The following is a 20,743-nucleotide window of genomic DNA, read 5'->3' on the forward strand; positions in this document are numbered from 1 at the left end:
TGGGCAGCGGCCCGTGGCCGCGGACAACGCCGCGTGCAATGACTACTTCGGTTCACCCCGATCGTTGACCGTGGTCGAACGACTCGACGCGCGGATGTACACGTTCGAGAACAACCCGACCACAGGCTTTCTCACCGATCCCACCGCCCAGAACGTCGGACCTATCTACGTGTGCGACGGTCCGACGATCGACGGTCAGGCCTTCCTCGATCAGTGGGGTGTGCTGACTGCGCCGGGGCTGGGAAAGTTGACGATGAACGGGCCGTGCGGACTCGAGTTCCTGATCGGCTCGCCCGGCCGTGCCGCGGTCGATTGCGTATTGCGCGTGAACCCCAACGATTCCGGTGTGACCGGTGGAGTTGCTACCAGCAACTCGATCGCCAATCCACTGCGTCTGCCGGACGGACGCACCGGCTCGCTGTGGACCCTCTACACACTCGGTGAAGGCACTGCTCCCGTGCCGGAACCCGTGGCAGGAACCCCCCAACCGACCGGCTCGGTCAAGTACAGCGCCGGTCGCGAGGTGAACTCGGTGTCGACCGGAAGCACTCCTGCATGCCCGGGTGGCCTGCGCACCACGGAGATTCACGCCGTGTCCGTCGACGCCGCCACCGGCGCGGCATCGACCGAGCCCTCCGCGGACGTCGCAGCCACGGCGTCGATCTGTTATCAGAATCCGTCGTCCCCGGACTTCGGTGCATCGCTGAGCATCACGAGTTACGGCGTCACGCCTGCGCTGACTGCCAACTCCACCGGGCAGTGCCGTCGTACCGATCTGCCGATCGAGCCGGGCGCCGTGCAGCAGTCCTGCGGCTTCACCCTGCCGCCGCAGCCCGCTCTCGGTCTGACCGGTGGCCAGGTGACGCTCAACGGTCTCGTTCCGACGAACGATGCTGCAGGATCTGCTAATTCGGCAATCTGGACCACCTCGTTCCTCGGTTCCATCACCCCTCGATGAACGGACGTCGGATCGGGGTTCTCGTTCTGACGGTGATGGCAAGCTGCATCTCGGGCGCGGTCGTGACCGCTCCCGGGGTGGCGGCCGAACCACTGGCCGGTTCCCTCGACTACGGGCAGACCAGGGACATCGCCGTGGTGCCGTTGCCCGGCCAGCCCGAGGGAATGGCAGTCGATCCTGAGGACGGCAGCATCTGGTCGGGCTCGAACCGGCCCAATTCGTCTGCGGACGTCTGGCATTGGGACGCCGACGGTCGTCTGCTGGCGACGTACTCGTTGACGGATCGCGTGGCCGCCGAACACGGCGTCAACGGCATTGCGTTGGACGGCGACGGTAGGGTCTACGCCCTCGACTACTCGGGTGCACGAGCAGTGCGCATCGATCCGGCGACCGGTAAGCAATCGGTCTACGCGACCTTTGCGAATCTGCCGACCTGTTCCGGGGCGGTGGGCATCGCGTGCGAGCCGTCGCCCATCGACCGGCCTGCCTGGCCGAACTGGGCCACGTTCGCGCCCGACGGAACCATGTACGTCAGCGACCTGAATCAGGCCACCATCTGGAAGGTCCCTGCCGGCGGTGGGGCGGCCGAGATCTGGTATCAGAATGCGGATTTCGCCTCGATCTACGGTGTCAACGGCATGCAGTTCGACGCTGCCGGGCGACTGAACTTCGTGGTGACCATGTCCCTGGTTCCGCGTGTCGAATCGTTCGGGCGCGGTGTCGTCCATCGTCTTTCGGTAATGCCAGACGGCGCTCCCGGCGAGCTCGAGACAGTGGCGGTCGCGAGTCAGGGTGACGGTTTGGCCATCGGGTCCAGCGGGCGCATCTACCTGCCGATTGCTAATCCGCTGTACAACGCCCTCGAGGTGGTCGATCCCGACACCCGTTCGGTGGTGGCGTCGTTGCCCACACCCGTCGAGAGCATCACTCGGTCCATCCCGTACTCCACACCCGCCTCTGTCGCATTCCGCGGGACGTCGCTGATCGTCTCCAACCACGGACTGCTCGCCATCGACCCACATCAATGGGCAATCCTCGAACTCGGTGTCGAAGAGACGGGACTACCGCTGCACTATCCGGTGGGAGTTGCCTGAAGCCGGTGCTACCGTCTGCCGATGGAGCTCACTCGTGACGAGCGGTGGAAGTTGATCGCGCTCGGTTCGGCGCTGGTCGTGGGAGCGGCGTTATCGCTGTGCGGGTAGCGTCGGACGAGCCGGATACGCCCGCGCCGGGTGCCGAGCAGGCCATGGTTGCTGGGTCCCTAGACACCCCACCTGAGCCGGCGTGGACGTCAGACGTCCGCACGTTGTCGGACAACGGCGGCGACGTGCTGCTGTCGATGCCCTACGGCCTCGGCCAGTACTACGGCTACGGCGGATTCCTCAGCGGAGACGGCGTGATGATCGGTGCGACCGGGTATCCGCTTCCCAGTGCGGATCCATCGAGCGGCGCAGAGGTAGGAGCCGTAACCCTCGTCGGCGTGAACCCGGATGACGGCGCGCCGCTGTGGAAGACGCCTATCGGGCGGGTGAGTCAATGTGCGTCGGAACTGGAATCGGTGTTGCTCGCGTGCTGGGGTGATCGGCGCGTGGTGTCCATCGACACGTTCGATGGGGCGCTGGTCGCGGACGTCGGAACGGATTTCGATGTGAACGGTGCGCGAATCGTGGATCAAACCGTCTTCGTCTCTGGGAATCTGGACGGAACGCCGGTGTTGACGAAAGGTACCCCGACTGCGATCGAGTCCGACTTCCGTCGGACGTTCGAGCGGTCCGGCGACTTCTCCTCGGTGTATGTCACTCCGGATCGAAAGTCGGTGATGTTGACGTCCAGGGGTGACGGCACTCCGCAATACATCTACACCATCTTCGATCTCGACAGTGGCGCTGAGAGATTCACCTACGAGGGTGACTCGGTGCAGAGCGTCGGGAACGGCCTGTTCCTCTCCAGCATAGGAAGCGAATCGGGAACCGTCGGCACTCAGAATCTCCTGGCGGCAGACGGCTCGGTGATCCGAGCGATTCCGCGGCCGTCCTACGGAGCGTCGATGTATCCCAGCAGTCCAGTGAAACCGTCGCCGATGTTTCTCGGCGACGGAGCCTACGACCCGAACACCGGTGACGAGCTCTGGCGTAACCCCGCGATGGTGCAATCAGAGTTCAGCGGTGCCCAATCTGCCATGGTTGCAGTGGTCGGCGGCGTCGTCATCGTCACCGATCCTGAAGCGAAGACGCTCACCGGTCTCGATATCGACGACGGCACCGAGCGTTGGGTGACGCCGTGGGAAGACGCGTACTGGGTACGCGGCGGACTGACCGACGGAAAGAACTTCGTCTTCGGCGACTATCGGGGTACGCATTCCATCGACGCCAGCAGCGGAGAGATCGGATGGACCATCCCACAGCCCGAAGGTGCCGACCCGGCTCGGGTGGTGGTCTCCACGGCAACCGGACACATGACCAGGTCGTGGGACAACCAATTCACGGTGTGGAAGTGAGTGGGATCCCCGACCCGCAAGTATCGGGTGCAGTAAACCTCGCTCACCCGATTCTCTGCGCTTGACCCTCACACTGTGTGAGACGAGAACCTCGGAGAGTCATGTTCAACATTGGAGAGTTCGCATCGATCGGCCGGGTGTCGGTTCGCATGCTTCGGCATTACGACGAGATCGGGTTGTTGACTCCTGCACGGGTGGATCCGTTCACGGGCTATCGCTCGTACGACGGTTCGCAGTTCGAGGTTCTGGGACGCATTCTCATGTTCAAGGACCTCGGGTTCAGGCTCGACGAGGTAACGCAGATCGTGCACGGCCAGGTCAGCGTCGACCGGCTACGCGAGATGCTCGCCGCCAAGCGCGATGACGTCGCTCGTCGACTCGATCTCGACGCCGCTCGCCTGCGTCGCATCGATGCGCGGCTCTCCGACACCGAAGGGATTTCGATGATCACCGTGGACACCAAAGCACTGCCGAGCACCCGCATTGCTCTCGTCACCGAGACCGCTGCCGGGTTCGGGCCCCAGAACATCGGCCCGGTCATCGGCCCGATGTACGCCCGACTCGCGCAGATGCTCGCTCGGCACGGCGTGGCGTTCGGGCCGTCGTCCATTGCCATGTACGAGGCCGTCGACGACGGGGACGGCACCGGCATCACCGTGCATGCCGCATTCGAGGTGGGGCCGGAGGTCGTGTCCGGTGAGGGCTACGAGGTTCGTGAGCTTCCGCCCGTCGAGCTGGCGGTGACCACCGTTCACCACGGTTCCATGACAACGATCGGTGAGACCTGGGAGCAGTTCACGGCGTGGATCGAGGCCAACGGCTACGAGCTCTCCGGGATCTGCCGTGAGTACTACCTGGTGTCCGAGCCGCAGTCGCAGGAGAATTGGGTCACCGAACTGCAGCAGCCGGTGGTCCGACGTCAGGACGCCTGAGCGAGCTCGACGAGCGCGAAGCACTGGCAGCCGCCGGTGACCTCTTCGCACTCGAGCACCAGGAAGTGGCGCACGTACTCGAGGTCCACGCAGTCCGGCTCCGTGCACTCCGCACCACCGACCGCGTGGATCACGAGTGTGCCGTTGCAGGTATCGAAGCGTGCGGACATGCGAATCCCTTTCTGTCGTTTCCTCTACATCCTTGATATCACCGGGCTCCGACAAGTTCGGGAGAAGACGAGCGTGTTCGACGCCTGAGCTGGGTAACAGCCATCACCGTCAGAGCCGGAATCCAGGCGTATCCCAGGGCGGTCCTGATGATCGTTCGGTCGCCCAGCCATGCTCCGGCCGATACCAAGACAGCCGCCCACACGACTGCGGCCAGCAGGCTGAGCACCGCGTATTCGCGGCACCGTAGTGAGGAGGTCGCAACGAGTCGGGGAGTGACGGTGCGGATACCCCCGATGAGGTGTCCGGCAGTGGCGACGGCGCGTGGACGCGATCGCGCCTGAGTGGTCAGCCCGAGGACGACCCTCATCACCCCAGCCGGCAGCGCGGACTCCGCTCGCCCGAGACCCAACACAGTGTCGGTATGGCGACTGTGCCAGAACGCCCACTGTGCACCGATGCTCGACGCCACCGCCGCGGCGACGACGGCGGGCAGCCACGGCACGACACCGATCGACGTCAGCACCCCGAGTGTGATCGGGACGCTGTTTCCTGGTGTGAAGAGACCGAGCAGCGACGCGGACTCGAATGCCAGCAGTGCAAAGACGACGGCGAAGACGACCCACACGGGCACGGACGACAACCGGTCCACATCGAGGATGTTCAGGTTCATAACTGTCGAATCTCGTCGTCCGGACCGCGGAAGAAACCACGATCGACCTACTGATCGACGGTAGGGCTGGCCCTACCTCACCTCGTGGGTTCGCAGTGAGGACGCCCCGGCAACTGCCCACTTAGGCTCATCCGCATGAACCAGGCATTACCGATTCCCCTCAATCCGCTCAGAGCGTGGATTTCGCAGCAGTGGTGGTTGGCAATGGCGTCGCTGTTGGCGACGACGTTCGCCGGACTGGGCGGATGGCTGATCGTAGGTCTGCTCCTGCTCGCGGTGTTCGCATTGCCGTTCGCCCTCAGCGGTGTGCTCGTCTTCGTGTTCACGATCGTGGTCCTTCGTTGGCTGGACATTGCGGCGCGAGCGGGCATCGACCTGACCAGTGGCATCGAGATCACGAAACCGGACACCATCGTCTATCCGACCAGTTGGCGAAAGTTGGTGTGGTGTGTTCGTGACGTCGGGCTGTGGAAGTCGCTCGTCTACTGGATCATTCGTATTCCGATCTCGGCTGCGCTGCTGTTCTTGCTGCCTGCGCTGTTCCTGGCACTTCCCGTTCTGGCGGCCGCCCCGGTCGCGTGGTTGGTCACCGATCCCGAGGGCACCGGGTTGGAGATAGCCGAACGAGTGGACTTTCCGCTGGTTGCGGTGATCGGGGTGGCAGCTCTTGTGGTACTGGTTGCAGGCGTTCCGCCACTGACGACCCTGATTGCCAAGCTCGATTGGTGGAGCGCCGCAGCACTTCTCGGGCAGTCGGAGTCGAGCAAGCGGGTGAACGAGCTGACCGTGAGCCGTGCGCGCGTCGTCGACGCCGCCGATGCCGAGCGGCGACGCATCGAACGAGACCTGCACGACGGTGCCCAACAACGGCTGGTCTCGGTGGCAATGTCACTGGGGCAAGCGAAGTCTCGCGCGTCGGCTACGGACGACGTCGTCTTGAAGGGTTTGCTCGACGATGCACATCGGGAGGCGAAGAACGCGATCGGGGAGATCCGAACGTTGACGCGCGGATTGCATCCCCCGATCCTGACCGATCGCGGACTCGACGCAGCACTGTCGTCGGTCGCGGCGTTGTCGACGGTTCCGGTCACGATCGACATCGACCCGGACCTCACCGGCGAGCGACGTCTGAACGCCACCGCCGAGTCGACGGTGTACTTCGTGGTATCCGAGGCCTTGACCAATGTCGGCAAGCACGCCCACGCCGGCAACGTGCAGGTCGACGTCGCTCGCGGCGAGTCCTCCGTCGCCGTCACCGTAATCGACGACGGTTGCGGCGGTGCGCATCTCGAGCCGGGCGGCGGATTGTCCGGATTGGCCGACAGGCTCAGCGGAATCGACGGAACCCTGACGGTGACCTCGCCGTCCGGCGGCCCGACACGAGTGGAGGTGACCATCCCGTGCGAGTGATCATCGCTGACGACTCGGTATTGCTCCGTGAGGGTGTTGCACGTCTGTTGGTCGACTCGGGTGCCGATGTGATCGGAAAAGTAGGTGACGCGGCGCAGTTGTTGACGCTGATGTCGGCTACCGAACCCGTGCCCGACGTCTGCGTCATCGACGTGCGGATGCCCCCGACATTTCTCGACGAAGGTCTGCGAGCAGCGTTGGTCATTCGTGAGCGATGGCCCGATGTCGGAGTACTGGTGCTCTCGCAGTACGTGGAGGAAAGGTATGCGGCAGAACTGATTCGGCAGAGCACGGACGGCGTCGGATATCTGCTGAAGGATCGTGTCGCCGATGTGGACGAATTCTCCGACGCGGTCAAGACGGTCGCCGACGGCGGAACCGTCATCGATCCTGAAGTTGTGCAACAGATTCTGGCGCGTGCCCCACGATCGGATCCACTCGACTCGCTGACACCGCGAGAGCGAGATGTGCTGACGGCGATGGCCGAAGGTAAGTCCAATGCCGGCATCGCTGCCGCTCTTGTCGTAGGCCAAGCAGCCGTCGAGAAGCACATCGGAAACATCTTCGCCAAACTCGGATTGCTCGGTGACAGTGCGGATCACCGCCGGGTCATGGCAGTCCTACGATACCTGGGAGCTATTCGATGAACCGAATTCCATTGTTGCGCTACACGTTGGCGATCACCACCGCGGCCGTCGTGGTCGGTGCGGCCGGGGCCGGCACGACTGCGGCGATCGCGCTCGGCTTCTCCGTCCCGAAGACTCAGAACTACGACTACTCGGTCGATCACGCGATCGACGGCTCACAGCTGACGGTGACGACCGGGTTCGCGCACCTGAAGTTCGTGCCCAGTCCCGATGATTCGCTGCATGTTCGAGCGCACGGGATCTACCGAGGGGACGCCCCCACGATCGACGTCGGTGCGGACGGGTCGAGCGTGGCTGTGGAATGCTCCTACGGCAGGTACAAGACGTGCGACGCCGATGTCGAATTGCAGATACCCGCAGGTCTGACCCTCACGGTGAACGGTGCGGGCGGTGATGTCGTGCTGTCGGATGTCGGTGCAGACGTATCCGTCTCGACAGCGTCGGGATCGGTGTTCGCTCGTGGATCGGCAGGGGCCATCCGGGTCGACACACGGTTCGGCGACGTGAAGATCAGTGATGCAACTGCGTCCATCGTGGATGTGAGCACGACGTTCGGCGAGATCAGCGTCGAATCGCGTACTGCACCGGAATCGGTCAAGGCGCGCAACGTGATCGGCGACACGACGATCGGGCTTCCGCCCGCCGACTTCTATGCCGTCGACGCGGCATCCGACAAAGGCGACGTCGTCGTCGACGTGATCAACGACCCCAGATCGCCGAAGACGGTCTCCGCCACCAGCGAGGAAGGGCAAATCACGGTGCGGGCACGTCAGTGACTGCGCCGCCACGCACTGAACGACCGGACCGAGGATGTGGTGGGACGCGTCAGCCAGGGCCATGGATGCAATTCGACCGGGGCGATGGCGTCGGCGATGCGAGAAAAGCCGGGAACGGGTGCCCAGGTGGCGGCCAGAGACCGTCCGGAAAGCTCATCGGCTACTCGGCCGCGGCGTACCTCCAACGGCCGGGTCGACGCGATCTCGCCGAGAGTCTCGGCTAGGAACACCAGTCGCTTTCCGGACAGCCGAAGCTTGTGCAGGAGTGGTTCGTCGAACACGAAGACAGCAGGTCGCTCGGGATTCGCAGCCATGGCGGGGTCTGTGGTGCCGAGCGATTCGGCGGTCAGCCAGACCTGTTCTGCACCATCACCTTCCATGTGCACGGGGCCCGCGGGCACCGGTGCCTTGTTGAGATCCGGGCCGTCGACTGCCGGTCCGAGATCGTCGTCGGGCCAGTTCTCGATGGGGCAAGCATCTTTCAGCGCGCAGTTGCGGCACAGCGATGGGGCGCGCTTGTTCACCTGCCACCGACTGAAGCCGTACACCTTGCCGCTTCCGGTACCGACCGTCCATTGCCAACCCAGTCGATTGGCCGCCCGTGAGCCGTCGAGCAAGTGGGTGAACATCTCGTCCTCGCCGTCGCGCCATGTCGCGCCGGCACGCACAGCCCACTGGGATGCCAGCCACATGCGTGTTTGGTTGACGAGCCAACCGTCACTGTGCAATTCGTCCACCACCGTGGACATGCAGTTCATCTCTTCGGGCCAGGGTTCGGAAGTCCAGTTGTGCGGTCGCGGTTGTTCACGTCGAAGGGATCGTCCCAGATCGGTTCCGACGCGGGCATAGAGGTGGCGGGCGTATTCCTGCCACATAAGTTCGTCTCGGTACCGCGTGCGGTCTCGCGCCGGGGCGTCCGCTACCGCGTCCCACACCTCACGGAGAGTGAGCAGACCGTGCCGGATGTACGGCGACATCCGGCTTGCGCCGCGGCGATTCACTGGGAGAACCGTGCTTCGGTCGCGGGCGTAACCGGTGATGTCCAAGCTCGCCAATGCGGCATCGGCCGCCGATTGGCCCCCGCGAATAGCACCCGGAGCGATGTCGTCCGGCCGCTCGAGCACCAGGTCGCCTAGATGCTCGGCAACCCAGGCAACGACGTCCTCGGTGGTGAAACCGTCGGCAATCGACGGGGGAGCGGGGAGCTGGGACATGCACCCGGACTTCCCCGTCGGCACGAAAGAGAAACGACGAAATCAGGGACGAGGCAGGCGACGGTGGAGCGGGTTCGACGTCGTCGGGCTAGCCGCCCGTCCCTGCTGTGGGATGGAAGTGACCACTGTCGGTGTGTCGGCGGTGACGCGCGAGGCGTCGTGCGCCTTCATCGCAGCGCTGTTCCCCCTGCCGAGGGCGGGAGACGAAATCTGGCGTGCAGCTGTCTCTCCACACTCCGGGCACGTCACCTGGGAGGGGACATCGGCCATGGAGAATCTCTGCTCGACGGGTTCGCAACGCTGTGTGCAGCGAAAGCTGTAGGTGGGCACGCACACGAGGGTAGCGCGAGGTGTCGTGTCAGTGGCGTTCCGGCGCAACGTCATACAACATTTACACGTCATACCGGGCCGAATACACCACGACGGTGCAATGATCGAGGCAGGAGAATCCGCGCAACCGGAGGTGCCTCGTGCCCGAACTGCTGTTTCCGCTCGACTCGACGAAGAGTTTCACCGAACAGGAGATCGTCGGTCACAACCGATGGCATCCCGACATACCGGCCGCGGTCACAGTGAAGCCCGGCACGTCGTTTCGGGCGCACTGCCGCGAATGGTTCGACGGGGCCATTCACAACGACGACTCCGCCGAGGACATTCTGAATGCGCCGCTCAACAACGTGCACACGTTGTCCGGGCCGTTCCACATCGAGGGAGCCGAGCCCGGGGACCTGCTGATCGTCGATATCCTCGACGTCGGTCCGATCCCGCAGGAAGATTCGGGCCCACTGGCCGGTCAGGGCTGGGGATACACGGGGATCTTCGCCAAGCAGAACGGCGGCGGATTCCTCACTGATCGATTCCCCGACGCGTACAAGGCGATCTGGGACTTTTCCGGCCAGACCACCACATCTCGCCACGTTCCGCACGTGAAGTACACCGGAATCACCCATCCCGGCCTGATGGGGACCGCGCCGTCGGCTGCACTGCTGGCCAAGTGGAACGCCCGTGAAGGTGCGCTGATTGCCACGGATCCTCAGCGTGTTCCGCCGCTGGCTTTAGCACCCGAACTCGACGGGGCAATTTTGGGATCGTTGAGCGGCGACGAGTTCTCTCGTGTCGCAGGCGAAGCCGCACGTACGGCACCGCCACGAGAGAACGGTGGCAATCAAGACATCAAGAATCTCACCAAGGGCACTCGCGTCTTCTATCCGGTGTTCGTACCAGGGGCGAAGTTGTCGTTCGGAGACTTGCACTTCTCGCAGGGTGACGGCGAGATCACCTTCTGTGGTGCCATCGAAATGGGCGGTTTCATGGACCTGCACGTCGACCTGATCAAGGGCGGCATGGACACGTACGGGGTCAGTGAAAACGCGATCTTCATGCCCGGAAACACCGCACCGCAGTACTCGGAATGGATTGCCTTCTCGGGCATTTCGGTCACCGTCGACGGCGAGCAGAAGTATCTGGACTCCGACCTGTCCTACCAGAACGCCTGCATGCATGCGATCGACTACCTCACCAAATTCGGATACAGCCCCGAGCAGGCGTACCTGCTACTGGGCTCGGCCCCGATCGAAGGACGCCTGTCCGGAGTGGTCGACATCCCCAACTCCTGTGCCACCGTGTACATCCCCACCGCAATCTTCGATTTCCCGATAGCGCCTTCGGGAAGCGGTCCGTTCCAAATCGACCCGGGAATGGGAGCACCTCGGGCGCAGTTCTGATTCAGTTCGCTTGATATGTCGCAACTGTGGATGCTCCAGGACATGGAACCGTGGCCTGACGAGCCTGCCGTGGGCGCGGTGTTTTCTCCCACCACGTACTGGGCGTCACCCGACCAGATGGACCTGCCGGCGCAAATGTGTGCCGAGGTGCCGGCTCGGGTCGAGACTGTCACTGTGGACGGTCTGACGGAGTGGGTGGCGCATCTCGGGAACGGCTTCACCACGATGATGGGCGACGGCGGCCTGGTCGGTGATGTGACGTTACGCGGCTGCCTGGTGTGGGACAGGTATCTGTGGTTGGACTTTCGGACGCGGCCGCGAGGCACCCTCCGCATCCTGGATCGGGCCGGCTTTCTCGCGCAACGCAAGACACTGGTCGCGACGCGACACCTAGGTGCGTTCAATTGACCTACGACGGCGAGTTCGAGTATCACCGACGAGATTCAATGCCGGAGGGACTCGGGGTCCGATGGAGGGCATCCGTCGTCGAGACCGTTGCATCGACTGGTTGAGGTATCTCAGTCGATGTGCTGGTCGTAGTTCACGGTGATGATCTGGTCGACGCGGACCGGCGACGAATCGATCTCTGTGAGCGCGAGAAGGTCCGCAACGGCATCCCTGCTGCCCCCGATATAGGCACAGGGGAAGTCGAAGTGCTGAGCTACACACCACGTCTGGTCGTTGGGCCACCACAGATTCGGCGACAACCCGCCGAGGGTGTCCGTTGCACGTGAGACCGGTCGCCTCAACAGGAAGTAGTCGTAGCCGGCGATGTTCGTGGTCGGTGCCGAATCGCGAATGTAGTCGAGTGCGGTGTTGCCTTCCCAGACGGCGAACCAGCAGTCATTGGGTGTTGTGGTGTTTCGAGTGAGTACTTCGATGATGGACATCAGCTGAACATGCCAGGCTGCAACGGGTTTCGCCGGCGCTGTACGTTGTGGCATGCCGTTGCGAGCGGGATACGCGATGCGGGCGTAGGCGTCGAACACAGTGGGGACCAGTGAGCCCACCGTGGTCCTCGCGACGCCGTCGAGGTTGTCTTTCAGCCATTCGGCCCGCGAGACATCATGCTGCAGATCGTTATCCGACCATTCCGCCCGATCGGTTTTCGATTCCATTAACCTGACGCTACCGACATCCGGTGTGGATTGGTCGACCCATCTCGCAAGCAAAGATGGCTAGGTGACGGATCCTGCCTGCCTGCTGCGCCCAGTCCACAGCGCTGCGAGCGTTGTGCCTGTTGGGATGATGAAAGCTGCGTACGGTGCCGCAACCGCCCACTGCTCCACCGAGGACAATTCGGGGCTCCAGCTGTCCGGGTCGCGAAGGGCTGAATCGCCGACGATGGCAATGATCGAATTCAGCACCATCAACAGGTAGAAGGCCATCGCCAGAGCCAATCCAACGGTCGCATACCAGCGGGCGTGACGAAGACGGCCGGGGGAGGCAAGCTCGAAGCCTCCGTTTACGGAGAAAAAGGCAGCTGGAATGAGAATGACCAATCGGCTGCCGTACTGATATTCCAGGTGCTCACGACGTCGCCGATGGCGTCGTTGCCGATGCCCAGCGCGCCAGCAGCCAAGCTGAGGCACCACCAGGCGAGGGGAAGACTTCCCGCCACGATCACCGAGCGACGGACTACGCTGGTGCGATTCGGAATCGTCAGCATGCTTGCATCCTCCACCAGTGTCACCGTGCAGATGTCTGGTTCGGGGCCCGGGGTCATTCGTCATTATGTTGTCGCACGTGCGTTCGAAAGTGTGTCGGTGGGTCGCGGTAGATTCTGTTCATGCTTTCGGGGGACGGCGGATCAGGGGTGGACGGCATCGACACGGTGCCGCCTGCCCCCGTCGTGTCCGATCCCGACTTGGCTGGGTTGGTCGAGGCGGTGGAGTCGGCGGTTGCCGAGTTGGCGGGGCAGGCGTCGGTGTCGTGGTCGAATGCCGACCGGCGTGCGGTGATCCAACGCATGGAAACTGTGTCGCGGTCTGTGACGGCGTATTCGCACACCTGGCTCAACGAGCTGATCGCGCAGCACGGCCTCGATGTCTATCCGGGGTCGGTGCCGTGTTCGGTGGCATGGATGCTGCGGATCACCCCACGCGCGGCCGGGGCGCGGGTGCGTCTGGCCGCGGAGTTGGGGGATCGCACCGCATTGTCCGGCGAAGTTCTGCCTCCCTTGTTGCCGCGCACCGCTGCTGCGGTACGGGAAGGATTGCTCGATGCCCAGCACGTGCAGATGATCCGCGAATTCTTCCGGCACCTACCGTCGAGTGTGGATCCGCAGACCCGCGATCGCGCCGAACAGCAGTTGGTGGGTCTCGCCTCGACGAGGCGGCCCGACGACTTCGCGCCACTGGTGGCGCATCTGGATTCGATCCTCGACCCCGACGGCGACTTCGACGAGAACGAAGACGAGGACAAGAACGCGAAGCCGAGGCCACGGAAACGGGATGCGTTCTTCTACCTCGGTGAGCAGGGGTCCGACGGGATGTCGGAAGGGAAGTTCTGCGTCGACTCGGAGCTACGGGCCTACCTCGAGGCCTTGTTCTCGAAAGCTGCGAAGCCGGGGGTGAACAATCCTGCAGACCCGACATCGATCGTCCACGAGGATGAACGTGACGACGACAAAGACGAGGCCGGCAGTGATGACAACGGCGGGAGCGGCAGCGCTACTACGCCGACGCCCGAGCCCCTTCCGGGCGATGTCGGGTCCAGTCATGCGGGTTTGTGGGATGAGACGAACTGCGACAGTGACGACGACTACGGTGACGATGACGACTGCGGTGACGATGACGACTGTGGTTGCGGCACAGAGCCCAAGGATGCAGCCGCACCCAAGGACGCAGCTGCACCCGACGGTGTTACTGACTCAGACGACGCAGCAGATATACGTGATGCTGCCGCTGCGCGGGATCTACGCACCCAGAACGAACGCCGTCACGACGCCCTGAAGATGGCGCTCCGGCACACCCTCGCCTCCGGCACCCTCGGCACCCACCGCGGCCTACCCGTCACCGCCATCGTCACCATGAGTTTGAACGATCTCGAATCAGGCTGCGGCTACGCCATGACCGCCACCGGATCCCGCGTCTCGATCCGCGACGCCATCCGCATGGCTTCGCACGCCCACCACTACCTCACCATCTTCGACGACAACGGCAGAGCCCTCTACCTCGGCCGATCCAAACGCATCGCCTCCGCCGACCAACGCATCGTGCTCATCGCCCGCGACCGCGGCTGCAGCTTCCCCTCCTGCACCCGCCCCGCGACCTGGTGCCAAGCCCACCACCTCGACGACTGGGTCGAGGGCGGACCCACCGACATCGACTCCCTCACCTTCGCCTGCGACATGCACCACGCACTCGTCGGCACCGGCCCCGGAAAGTGGGCCACCACCAAAACCACAGCCGCACATCGCTACCCCGGCCGCACCCTGTGGCACCCACCCACCGGAATGGACCCCACACGCCGTGGGCTGATCAACCACGCACACCACCCCGAGGAGGTCCTCTACCCACCCGACCACCACTGCGACAACACCCGCGACACCGGCGACGAAGAACCACGACAACCCGCCTGACGACCCACACAAGCGTCAGGGCACAGCTCTGTCTGTTGTCAGTACATCGCGACCGACCGCACCGGCGTGCGCGAAAAATAGGAGGGCTCCCGAGTCGGCGCCCGCGTACGGTGACCCCATGATGGTTCTCGCCAGCAGGACTGCGGAGTTGTCGCCGCCGGTCTTCTTCGTCTGGAAGGCACTGATGCGCCCAGATGTGCATCCGAAGAATCAAGGGTTCGCCTGGCCGGTGATGTTCGAGGGTGCCGCTCTGCCGCGCATCGTCGAGAGTAGTGAGTTCGACCGCGTGGTGTGGAGCTCGCCGTGGCCGAGTCTTCCCGACATCCTGGTGCAGTTCGATCTGACCGCAGCAACCCGACTTCGCTGGACGCTGTTGGCCCACACACCCGCCCCCAACCCGCAGACGGTTGAATGGCTCCGCGACCAGGTAAGCCATCTGATCAACATCGACCTACGCAATGCGACTGGACACTGAACTCTCAGCTGTTGCCGCCGTTCACCCCATACGGATAGCGCTTCCCGACTGCGAACCACAGGATCGGGCCGACGATGGGCAGGATCAGTGTCACCACTACCCATGCCAGCTTGATGAGCCAGTTGGAGCCTGTGTCACGGACGATCGACACGAGAGCAATGCCGAAGAGAGCCAATGCAATCGCGCCGCCGGCAGAAGTCATGGTCGCACCTTATGCCTGCGTCGTGGCTAGTCTTGCCCTGAGGTGAAAGGAGTCGGAAGACCATGGATGCTGACGGTAACCCGGCTCTGCCGTTATGGTTCGATCTCGCATGGATGGCTGGGATCGTGTTGTGGCTGCTACTCGTCGGTGTCGCATGGGTGTCGATTCTTCGGAGCAATCAGGCTCGTCGGGGATCCGCGTTCTGGTGGTGTCTGCTCGTGTTGCTGATGCCCATCTCAGGCGCACTGATATGGTTCGTCGCTCGCCCGCGTAAGCCCGATACAGATCAACGGTTGAGTTCGTAGCGGGCCAGCCACAGTCCCGGCAACACCTCTTGATTCTGGCTGTGCACGAAGCCGAGTGACTCGTACAGGCGACGGGCCGGGGCATTGTCTCGCCCGGTAGCCACCAGCACACGTTCTCCGGCAATGTAATTCAGTGCCGCGGTAACCAAACCGCGACCGATGCCCTGGCGATGTGCGTGCGGAGCCACCACCAGACGGTCGATCTCGGATCCGGACCACGCTGCGGCACCGAGGATTTCGTCCAGATCAAGCGCGACGCGCCAGTGGACCTGTGCTGCACACAGATCATCCACCGACTCGTGCAGTAGTGGGATGCGATCGTCGCCGATGAGCTCGGCCTCGACCGCGTACGCACTCCTCTGTACCGCGAGGATTTTCTCGGCCGACAACCGATCCGTCGACGGATCGACCTGCGCTATCTCAATACCGGCCACCAGCGGGCTCGGGCAACGTGTCGAGTGCGGCGAGGTGCTCGGAGCTCAACGTGAGCGAGGCGGCACCGGCGTTCTCGTCCAGACGTGAAGTGCGGCGAGTGCCGGGAATCGGCACCACGTGCTCTCCCTGCGCCAGCACCCATGCCAGGGCCACCTGCGCAGGCGTCGCACCGAGCTCGTCGGCGATGGCCGCGATGGCGTCGACGATCACGAGATTTGCGTCGAGGTTGTCCTGGCTGAAGCGTGGCAGCCGAGCTCGGAAATCATCTGCAGCGGGAGTTGTTCCGCGAAAGTTGCCGGTCAGGAAGCCGCGGCCCAGCGGCGAGAACGGCACGAATACCGCACCGTTGTCTTGCGTCCACTTCAGCGACGTGGCCAGGTGGTCGCGTGTCCACAACGACAACTCCGACTGCACAGCGGATATCGGATGCACCCGCTGAGCCCGATCGAGCTGCTCGACGGTGAACTCCGAAACACCGAGTGCGCGAACCTTTCCGGACTGCACGGCCTCGGCCATCGCGCCGATGCTGTCTTCGACGTCGACCTCGGGATCGGGACGGTGCAGGTAATACAGATCGATGTGGTCGACGCCCAACCGTCGGAGCGAGTCGTCGATGGCAGACCGTAGATGCTCGGGCTTGCCGTTGGGGCCGGAAGTGACCGGCTCTCCGGCGTCGCCGATGTGGGAGGTCAATCCGCCCTTGGTCGCGAGCACCACCTCGTCGCGTCGACTGCCGATGGCTGCGCCGACGACTTCCTCGTTGGTGAACGGTCCGTACACATCGGCGGTGTCGATGAAGTTCACACCCAAGTCCAAGGCGTGCCCGATGACGCGATCGGGGGACTCCGTTTGGTCGTCTGCCTTGTATGCCCAGGTCATTCCCATGCAGCCCAAGCCGATGGCACCCACCTCGGGGCCGTTGTTCCAGAGTGTGCGGGCGGGAGTGGAGCCTGCGGAACGACCAAGGGGTGGCCAGGATACTGTGCGTTCGCTCATGTACTCGACCATAGAGAAGTAAAAGCGTTGTCGCTTGGACTCACCGGGCGACTAGCATCGCCGCATGGCACTCCCGCACTCGAAGGTGTATTTCGGCGACAGACTGGTCGATGCGCAGGACGCGACACTCGGGGTCGCGACCTCGGCCGTCCTCTACGGCCTGAGTGTCTACACCGTGTTTCCGGTGCAGGTGGACGGAGATCGGCGCACCGCGTTTCGGCTACTCGATCACTACCAGCGACTCGTCGAGTCCTGCAAGATCATCGGTATCGACACGTTCGCGTCACAGTGGACGTTCGAGCGGTTCGTACAGGCGACACGCGACGTGATCGCCGCCAACGCCCCGACCGACGAGGTGTACGTGCGGGCAACCGTCCACGTCGACGAGTCCATTCCCGGAACACGGGTCCGTGGCCTGCACACGACAGTGTCGATCTTCCTCTACGACGCCAATCCCATTGTGCCGCAGGACGGCATGCGGTTGAAGACAAGTGTCTGGCGTCGCATTCCCGACTACGCCATTCCCTCCCGCGCCAAGGTGAACGGTGCGTACGTCAATTCCGTTCTGGCGAAACAGGATGCGATCGACAGCGGTTTCGACGACTGCATCTTCCTCGACATCAACGGACACGTCTGCGAGCTCAGTGCCGCCAACATCTTCCTCGTCCGAAACGGCGTGCTCGTCACGCCTGACGTCACCAGCGACATTCTCGATGGCATCAACCGTCGAACGCTCCTGACGTTGGCGCGCGAAGAAGGAATGACGGTTCAGGAACGCACCGTCGACCTCACCGAGCTGTACATCGCCGACGAGGTCTTCGTGTGTGGCACGTCGGCCGGGGTTGCCCCGGTATACGAAATCGACGGCCGCGCAATAGGAACCAAGGAAACCGGACCGACGACGCTCACTCTGCGGAAGCGTCACCAGGCTGCACTCACGAGCGACGAAGTGCACGGCTGGGTGACGACCCTCTAGCTACGCCGGGCAGGTCGACTCGAGTCCGGCAATGAGCGCGGCGCTGGCGTACTGGAACAGGGGATCGGTTGCGGGGTCAGGTGCCGCGGAGGTCCACGACAGTGCGACTTGGCGCTCCCCGTCCGGACTCGCGAACGCGAGAGTGCTGTAGCCGAAGCCGTTGCCGCGCTGACCGAATACCAGTTCCCCGGAACCGGGATTGCAGGCATCGCCGCCGAGCAGCAGTCCGAGTCCATACGCGGACGGCGTGAGGACCTGCATCTCGTCGATCAGGTTCTGCGGGATGAGCATGCCGTCGAACAGCGCTCTGAAGAAGGTGTTGAGATCGCCGACCGTGGACACCACAGCAGCACCCGAAGACCAGATACTCGCGTCGTATTCGGTGACGTCGGTGTAGATCCCGTTCTCCAGCACGTAGCCGTGCAGTGCATCGCCGGCGATATCAGTGTCGGTGGGGTAGGTGGTGTCGGTCATCTGCAGAGGTTCGAAGATCCTGTCCTGCAACGACTGTCCGACGGGCTTCCCATCGAGATCGGCCACGATCCGCCCGAGTAGAACGTAGTTGGTGTTCGAGTAGCTGAACTCCTGGCCCGGTTCACTTGTCCACGGCATGGCCGATGCCTTCGAGATCAGCTCATCGTCGGAGACGGAATCATCGGCGCGAGAAGCGATCTGCTGCGCCGTATCGAGTCCGGTGAGGTAGTCGGGTATTCCGCTCGTGTGGTCGAGCAGTTGTCGGACGGTGACGGACTTGGACAGCAGGCCCGGAAGGAGTTCGTCGACCCGCTGATCGAGCTGCAGCTTTCCCTCGTCGACGAGCTGCAGCACCACCGCCGCGACCATCGACTTGGTGACGCTTGCAATGCGCACCGGATCATCGGCACCCGCCGGCTCGGTGCCATCACGCTCGACGAGTCCTGCCGCTCCCGACCAGGAATCCTCGCCGTCGCGCACCTGCGCGACAGCGGCGACGGACCCGGCCGCTACCAGCGCGTCCAGAGCCGCCTGGACGTCGTCGGTCCTGATGTTCCCACTCGACGTCGTCGTAGTGGTCGCCTGCACGGCTGAGGGCTCGTCGGACGACGTGCATCCACTGACCAGCAGGAACGTCGAGACGGTGAGGGCGGCGAGGACTCGTAGCTTGCTCATGGATTCGACACTAACGTCCCGAAACGGACAATTTCAGTGTCAAATGTCAGTGATCCGCGATGCCGGTCACTTCGCGCTCGAATTCAACAGAACCTCGGCCGCAGTCTTTGCTGCAGAGGCGGATTCGGCCAGTTCGGTGATGGCGGCGGTGGTTTGAGCACCCTCGGCGAGAAGTGCGATTTGCAGACCGACGGTCGGCTCGCATCCATCTTCGACGGCCAAGGCGGTGACGTACTCGATGAAACGTTTCTTGTGCTGATGCGCGGCGTCGGCGACCTCGGGCATGGTTGCGCCCAGTTCGCCGAAGGAGTTGATGAACGCGCACCCGCGAAAGTCGTCCTCTCGAAACCATCGATCCAGGAAGTCGAAGATGGACAACAGCTTTCCGCGCGGCGTGTCGTGTCGGTCCGCCTCGGCGCGGATCCCGTCGTTCCACTGGGCAGTGCGGCCACGGAGGACCTCGGCCACGATGGCCGTCTTGGACGGAAACAGTGTGTACATGCGTTTGAGAGAGATTCCCGCTGCGGTGCGCAGCTCATCCATGCCGACGGCCTGGATGCCGCGCGCATAAAACAATTCGTCCGCGGCGTTCACCACCTGTGCCCGTCCGATTTCCGTAATGGTCATCGCTTACCCCTTGCCGAGAGAACCAACGTTCTCTACAGTAGTCCACACACGGAGAGAACGACCGTTCTCCCGCTCGATGTTCAGGACACAGGAAGGCAGGATCATGGCGTACATCAACGTCGGAACCGAGAACTCCACCCCCGTCGAGGTCTACTACGAGGATCACGGCTCCGGCCAGCCGGTTGTGCTCATCCACGGCTACCCGCTCGACGGCAACTCCTGGGAGCGCCAGTCGCGTGCGCTGCTCGATGCCGGCTACCGCGTCATCACCTACGACCGCCGTGGATTCGGGCAGTCGAGCAAGCCCACCGTCGGCTACAACTACGACACCTTCGCTGCAGACTTGGACAAGGTACTCACCGAGCTCGACCTGAACAACGTCATCCTCGTCGGATTCTCCATGGGCACAGGAGAACTGGCTCGGTATGCCGCGAAGTACGGCACCGATCGCGTCGCCAAGTTCGCGTTTCTCGCCTCGCTCGAGCCGTTCCTGCTACAGACCGACGACAACCCCACCGGCGTTCCGCAGTCGGTGTTCGACGGCATCGAGACCGCAGCGCGCGAGGATCGTTTCACCTGGTTCGAGAACTTCTACAAGGACTTCTACAACCTCGACGAGAACCTCGGCAGCCGCATCAGCGAGGCCACCGTGCGCGCCAGCTGGAACACCGCCACCACCAGCGCGCCCGTCGCGGCCTATGCCGTCGTGCCCACCTGGCTCGAAGACTTTCGCGGAGACGTCGAGAAGGTCCGCGCATCGGGCAAGCCGACGCTGATCCTGCACGGCACGGCCGACAACATCCTGCCGATCGACTCCACCGGCCGCCCGTTCCACGAGGCGTTCCCGGAGGCAACGTACGTCGAGGTCGACGGCGCACCCCACGGGCTGCTGTGGACACACTTCCAGGAAGTGAACGACGCGCTTCTCGCATTCGTGAAGTAGCACCGACGTCGTACAAGACGCAACAGAAAGGGACGGCACCGCGGCCGTCCCTT

At 63.5% G+C, this 20,743-nt stretch carries 26 protein-coding genes; 14 read left to right on the top strand and 12 right to left on the bottom strand.

What is annotated here, in order from left to right:
* The first annotated feature begins 13 nt into the window (after positions 1–13).
* The 4 genes from JLZ96_RS14090 to JLZ96_RS14105 all read left to right on the top strand — a co-directional run bounded on the left by JLZ96_RS14090 (position 14) and on the right by JLZ96_RS14105 (position 4,387).
* Positions 14–958, top strand: a complete 945-nt coding sequence (locus JLZ96_RS14090) for a hypothetical protein (protein WP_201010402.1) — start codon at positions 14–16, stop codon at positions 956–958.
* Positions 955–2,052 carry an SMP-30/gluconolactonase/LRE family protein gene (locus JLZ96_RS14095; RefSeq protein WP_201010403.1) on the top strand — a complete coding sequence of 366 codons (1,098 nt, stop codon included), beginning with the start codon at positions 955–957 and terminating at the stop codon, positions 2,050–2,052. The genes JLZ96_RS14090 and JLZ96_RS14095 overlap by 4 nt, the downstream gene beginning before the upstream one ends.
* Before the next feature lie 98 nt (positions 2,053–2,150).
* Entirely contained in the window at positions 2,151–3,455 is a 1,305-nt protein-coding gene (locus JLZ96_RS14100) for a PQQ-binding-like beta-propeller repeat protein (RefSeq protein WP_236253969.1), read from the top strand.
* Positions 3,456–3,556: 101 nt separating this feature from the next.
* Positions 3,557–4,387, top strand: coding sequence for a MerR family transcriptional regulator (locus tag JLZ96_RS14105; protein WP_201010404.1), 831 nt, complete (start codon positions 3,557–3,559; stop codon positions 4,385–4,387).
* On the opposite strand, the gene JLZ96_RS14110 is transcribed toward JLZ96_RS14105, so the two are convergent.
* Together JLZ96_RS14110 and JLZ96_RS14115 are read right to left on the bottom strand one after the other, a co-directional pair.
* The gene (locus JLZ96_RS14110; protein ID WP_201010405.1) at positions 4,375–4,557 is read right to left on the bottom strand and encodes a hypothetical protein; all 183 of its coding nucleotides are present in this window, start codon (positions 4,555–4,557) and stop codon (positions 4,375–4,377) included. The two genes, JLZ96_RS14105 and JLZ96_RS14110, sit on opposite strands and share 13 nt — an antisense overlap.
* Before the next feature lie 38 nt (positions 4,558–4,595).
* On the bottom strand, positions 4,596–5,228 hold the full coding sequence (locus tag JLZ96_RS14115) for a hypothetical protein (RefSeq protein ID WP_201010406.1): 633 nt from the start codon (positions 5,226–5,228) through the stop codon (positions 4,596–4,598).
* Positions 5,229–5,363: 135 nt separating this feature from the next.
* Here JLZ96_RS14115 and JLZ96_RS14120 point away from each other — a divergent pair, with 135 nt between their 5' ends.
* The 3 genes from JLZ96_RS14120 to JLZ96_RS14130 are packed head-to-tail and all read left to right on the top strand — an operon-like array spanning position 5,364 to position 8,061.
* Positions 5,364–6,638 carry a histidine kinase gene (locus JLZ96_RS14120; RefSeq protein ID WP_201010407.1) on the top strand — a complete coding sequence of 425 codons (1,275 nt, stop codon included), beginning with the start codon at positions 5,364–5,366 and terminating at the stop codon, positions 6,636–6,638.
* Positions 6,629–7,285, top strand: a complete 657-nt coding sequence (locus JLZ96_RS14125) for a response regulator transcription factor (protein WP_201010408.1) — start codon at positions 6,629–6,631, stop codon at positions 7,283–7,285. The genes JLZ96_RS14120 and JLZ96_RS14125 overlap by 10 nt, the downstream gene beginning before the upstream one ends.
* Positions 7,282–8,061 (top strand): DUF4097 family beta strand repeat-containing protein, encoded by a 780-nt coding sequence (locus tag JLZ96_RS14130; RefSeq protein WP_167326998.1) that lies wholly within the window; start codon positions 7,282–7,284, stop codon positions 8,059–8,061. The genes JLZ96_RS14125 and JLZ96_RS14130 overlap by 4 nt, the downstream gene beginning before the upstream one ends.
* Here JLZ96_RS14130 and JLZ96_RS14135 read toward each other — a convergent pair.
* Positions 8,055–9,275, bottom strand: a complete 1,221-nt coding sequence (locus JLZ96_RS14135; RefSeq protein ID WP_201010409.1) for an FAD-binding domain-containing protein — start codon at positions 9,273–9,275, stop codon at positions 8,055–8,057. The genes JLZ96_RS14130 and JLZ96_RS14135 overlap by 7 nt on opposite strands.
* A gap of 42 nt (positions 9,276–9,317) precedes the next feature.
* Positions 9,318–9,677, bottom strand: a complete 360-nt coding sequence (locus JLZ96_RS25170; protein ID WP_308436825.1) for an FmdB family zinc ribbon protein — start codon at positions 9,675–9,677, stop codon at positions 9,318–9,320.
* Positions 9,678–9,745: 68 nt separating this feature from the next.
* On the opposite strand from JLZ96_RS25170, the gene fmdA reads away from it, so the two are divergent.
* Both fmdA and JLZ96_RS14150 read left to right on the top strand, forming a co-directional pair.
* On the top strand, positions 9,746–10,999 hold the full coding sequence (gene fmdA, locus JLZ96_RS14145; protein WP_201010411.1) for a formamidase: 1,254 nt from the start codon (positions 9,746–9,748) through the stop codon (positions 10,997–10,999).
* Positions 11,000–11,041: 42 nt separating this feature from the next.
* On the top strand, positions 11,042–11,407 hold the full coding sequence (locus tag JLZ96_RS14150) for a hypothetical protein (RefSeq protein ID WP_201010412.1): 366 nt from the start codon (positions 11,042–11,044) through the stop codon (positions 11,405–11,407).
* 110 nt (positions 11,408–11,517) lie between these two features.
* On the opposite strand, the gene JLZ96_RS14155 is transcribed toward JLZ96_RS14150, so the two are convergent.
* From JLZ96_RS14155 to JLZ96_RS14165, 3 genes are all read right to left on the bottom strand, one after another.
* Positions 11,518–12,117 carry a hypothetical protein gene (locus JLZ96_RS14155; RefSeq protein ID WP_201010413.1) on the bottom strand — a complete coding sequence of 200 codons (600 nt, stop codon included), beginning with the start codon at positions 12,115–12,117 and terminating at the stop codon, positions 11,518–11,520.
* A 60-nt stretch (positions 12,118–12,177) separates the two neighbouring features.
* Positions 12,178–12,387 (bottom strand): hypothetical protein, encoded by a 210-nt coding sequence (locus JLZ96_RS14160; RefSeq protein WP_201010414.1) that lies wholly within the window; start codon positions 12,385–12,387, stop codon positions 12,178–12,180.
* Positions 12,388–12,464: 77 nt separating this feature from the next.
* Complete coding sequence (locus tag JLZ96_RS14165; protein WP_201010415.1) at positions 12,465–12,668, bottom strand: hypothetical protein; 204 nt, start codon at positions 12,666–12,668, stop codon at positions 12,465–12,467.
* Positions 12,669–12,788: 120 nt separating this feature from the next.
* Between JLZ96_RS14165 and JLZ96_RS14170 the strand changes: the two genes are divergently transcribed.
* Positions 12,789–14,582, top strand: a complete 1,794-nt coding sequence (locus tag JLZ96_RS14170; protein WP_201010416.1) for an HNH endonuclease signature motif containing protein — start codon at positions 12,789–12,791, stop codon at positions 14,580–14,582.
* A 118-nt stretch (positions 14,583–14,700) separates the two neighbouring features.
* Positions 14,701–15,057: a hypothetical protein gene (locus tag JLZ96_RS14175; RefSeq protein WP_052056619.1), complete on the top strand. Its 357-nt coding sequence runs from the start codon at positions 14,701–14,703 to the stop codon at positions 15,055–15,057.
* Positions 15,058–15,061: 4 nt separating this feature from the next.
* Here JLZ96_RS14175 and JLZ96_RS14180 read toward each other — a convergent pair whose 3' ends face one another.
* Positions 15,062–15,259, bottom strand: a complete 198-nt coding sequence (locus tag JLZ96_RS14180; protein WP_032366706.1) for a PLD nuclease N-terminal domain-containing protein — start codon at positions 15,257–15,259, stop codon at positions 15,062–15,064.
* A 113-nt stretch (positions 15,260–15,372) separates the two neighbouring features.
* Between JLZ96_RS14180 and JLZ96_RS25245 the strand changes: the two genes are divergently transcribed.
* Positions 15,373–15,564, top strand: coding sequence for a PLDc N-terminal domain-containing protein (locus JLZ96_RS25245; RefSeq protein ID WP_032371728.1), 192 nt, complete (start codon positions 15,373–15,375; stop codon positions 15,562–15,564).
* Here JLZ96_RS25245 and JLZ96_RS14190 read toward each other — a convergent pair.
* Together JLZ96_RS14190 and JLZ96_RS14195 are read right to left on the bottom strand one after the other, a co-directional pair.
* Positions 15,546–15,998: a GNAT family N-acetyltransferase gene (locus tag JLZ96_RS14190; RefSeq protein WP_201010417.1), complete on the bottom strand. Its 453-nt coding sequence runs from the start codon at positions 15,996–15,998 to the stop codon at positions 15,546–15,548. The two genes, JLZ96_RS25245 and JLZ96_RS14190, sit on opposite strands and share 19 nt — an antisense overlap.
* Positions 15,985–16,995: an aldo/keto reductase gene (locus tag JLZ96_RS14195; protein ID WP_268963047.1), complete on the bottom strand. Its 1,011-nt coding sequence runs from the start codon at positions 16,993–16,995 to the stop codon at positions 15,985–15,987. Before JLZ96_RS14195 ends, JLZ96_RS14190 begins: the two co-directional genes overlap by 14 nt.
* A 64-nt stretch (positions 16,996–17,059) precedes the next feature.
* Here JLZ96_RS14195 and JLZ96_RS14200 point away from each other — a divergent pair, with 64 nt between their 5' ends.
* Positions 17,060–17,971 carry an aminotransferase class IV gene (locus tag JLZ96_RS14200; protein ID WP_201010418.1) on the top strand — a complete coding sequence of 304 codons (912 nt, stop codon included), beginning with the start codon at positions 17,060–17,062 and terminating at the stop codon, positions 17,969–17,971.
* Here JLZ96_RS14200 and JLZ96_RS14205 read toward each other — a convergent pair whose 3' ends face one another.
* Both JLZ96_RS14205 and JLZ96_RS14210 read right to left on the bottom strand, forming a co-directional pair.
* The gene (locus tag JLZ96_RS14205) at positions 17,972–19,120 is read right to left on the bottom strand and encodes a serine hydrolase (protein WP_201010419.1); all 1,149 of its coding nucleotides are present in this window, start codon (positions 19,118–19,120) and stop codon (positions 17,972–17,974) included. It lies immediately after the preceding gene.
* 66 nt (positions 19,121–19,186) lie between these two features.
* Positions 19,187–19,747, bottom strand: a complete 561-nt coding sequence (locus JLZ96_RS14210; protein ID WP_027494884.1) for a TetR/AcrR family transcriptional regulator — start codon at positions 19,745–19,747, stop codon at positions 19,187–19,189.
* Positions 19,748–19,850: 103 nt separating this feature from the next.
* Between JLZ96_RS14210 and JLZ96_RS14215 the strand changes: the two genes are divergently transcribed.
* Complete coding sequence (locus JLZ96_RS14215) at positions 19,851–20,690, top strand: alpha/beta fold hydrolase (protein WP_032374210.1); 840 nt, start codon at positions 19,851–19,853, stop codon at positions 20,688–20,690.
* Positions 20,691–20,743: the final 53 nt, after the last annotated feature.

Source organism: Rhodococcus sp. NKCM2511 (assembly GCF_014905595.1).
Taxonomy (GTDB): domain Bacteria; phylum Actinomycetota; class Actinomycetes; order Mycobacteriales; family Mycobacteriaceae; genus Rhodococcoides; species Rhodococcoides fascians.

What these genes read in the sequence shown, in the direction of transcription:
- JLZ96_RS25245 (WP_032371728.1), top strand. Translation starts at nt 15,373, where the DNA reads ATGGCTGGGATCGTGTTGTGGCTGCTACTCGTCGGTGTCGCATGGGTG.
- JLZ96_RS14170 (WP_201010416.1), top strand. Translation starts at nt 12,789, where the DNA reads ATGCTTTCGGGGGACGGCGGATCAGGGGTGGACGGCATCGACACGGTG.
- JLZ96_RS14155 (WP_201010413.1), bottom strand. Translation starts at nt 12,117, where the DNA reads ATGGAATCGAAAACCGATCGGGCGGAATGGTCGGATAACGATCTGCAG.
- JLZ96_RS14110 (WP_201010405.1), bottom strand. Translation starts at nt 4,557, where the DNA reads ATGTCCGCACGCTTCGATACCTGCAACGGCACACTCGTGATCCACGCG.
- JLZ96_RS14105 (WP_201010404.1), top strand. Translation starts at nt 3,557, where the DNA reads ATGTTCAACATTGGAGAGTTCGCATCGATCGGCCGGGTGTCGGTTCGC.
- JLZ96_RS14095 (WP_201010403.1), top strand. Translation starts at nt 955, where the DNA reads ATGAACGGACGTCGGATCGGGGTTCTCGTTCTGACGGTGATGGCAAGC.
- JLZ96_RS14200 (WP_201010418.1), top strand. Translation starts at nt 17,060, where the DNA reads ATGGCACTCCCGCACTCGAAGGTGTATTTCGGCGACAGACTGGTCGAT.
- JLZ96_RS14115 (WP_201010406.1), bottom strand. Translation starts at nt 5,228, where the DNA reads ATGAACCTGAACATCCTCGATGTGGACCGGTTGTCGTCCGTGCCCGTG.
- JLZ96_RS25170 (WP_308436825.1), bottom strand. Translation starts at nt 9,677, where the DNA reads ATGACGTGTAAATGTTGTATGACGTTGCGCCGGAACGCCACTGACACG.
- JLZ96_RS14135 (WP_201010409.1), bottom strand. Translation starts at nt 9,275, where the DNA reads ATGTCCCAGCTCCCCGCTCCCCCGTCGATTGCCGACGGTTTCACCACC.
- JLZ96_RS14160 (WP_201010414.1), bottom strand. Translation starts at nt 12,387, where the DNA reads ATGGCCTTCTACCTGTTGATGGTGCTGAATTCGATCATTGCCATCGTC.
- JLZ96_RS14130 (WP_167326998.1), top strand. Translation starts at nt 7,282, where the DNA reads ATGAACCGAATTCCATTGTTGCGCTACACGTTGGCGATCACCACCGCG.
- JLZ96_RS14215 (WP_032374210.1), top strand. Translation starts at nt 19,851, where the DNA reads ATGGCGTACATCAACGTCGGAACCGAGAACTCCACCCCCGTCGAGGTC.
- JLZ96_RS14175 (WP_052056619.1), top strand. Translation starts at nt 14,701, where the DNA reads ATGATGGTTCTCGCCAGCAGGACTGCGGAGTTGTCGCCGCCGGTCTTC.
- JLZ96_RS14165 (WP_201010415.1), bottom strand. Translation starts at nt 12,668, where the DNA reads ATGCTGACGATTCCGAATCGCACCAGCGTAGTCCGTCGCTCGGTGATC.
- JLZ96_RS14205 (WP_201010419.1), bottom strand. Translation starts at nt 19,120, where the DNA reads ATGAGCAAGCTACGAGTCCTCGCCGCCCTCACCGTCTCGACGTTCCTG.
- JLZ96_RS14195 (WP_268963047.1), bottom strand. Translation starts at nt 16,995, where the DNA reads ATGAGCGAACGCACAGTATCCTGGCCACCCCTTGGTCGTTCCGCAGGC.
- JLZ96_RS14120 (WP_201010407.1), top strand. Translation starts at nt 5,364, where the DNA reads ATGAACCAGGCATTACCGATTCCCCTCAATCCGCTCAGAGCGTGGATT.
- JLZ96_RS14210 (WP_027494884.1), bottom strand. Translation starts at nt 19,747, where the DNA reads ATGACCATTACGGAAATCGGACGGGCACAGGTGGTGAACGCCGCGGAC.
- JLZ96_RS14150 (WP_201010412.1), top strand. Translation starts at nt 11,042, where the DNA reads ATGGAACCGTGGCCTGACGAGCCTGCCGTGGGCGCGGTGTTTTCTCCC.
- JLZ96_RS14180 (WP_032366706.1), bottom strand. Translation starts at nt 15,259, where the DNA reads ATGACTTCTGCCGGCGGCGCGATTGCATTGGCTCTCTTCGGCATTGCT.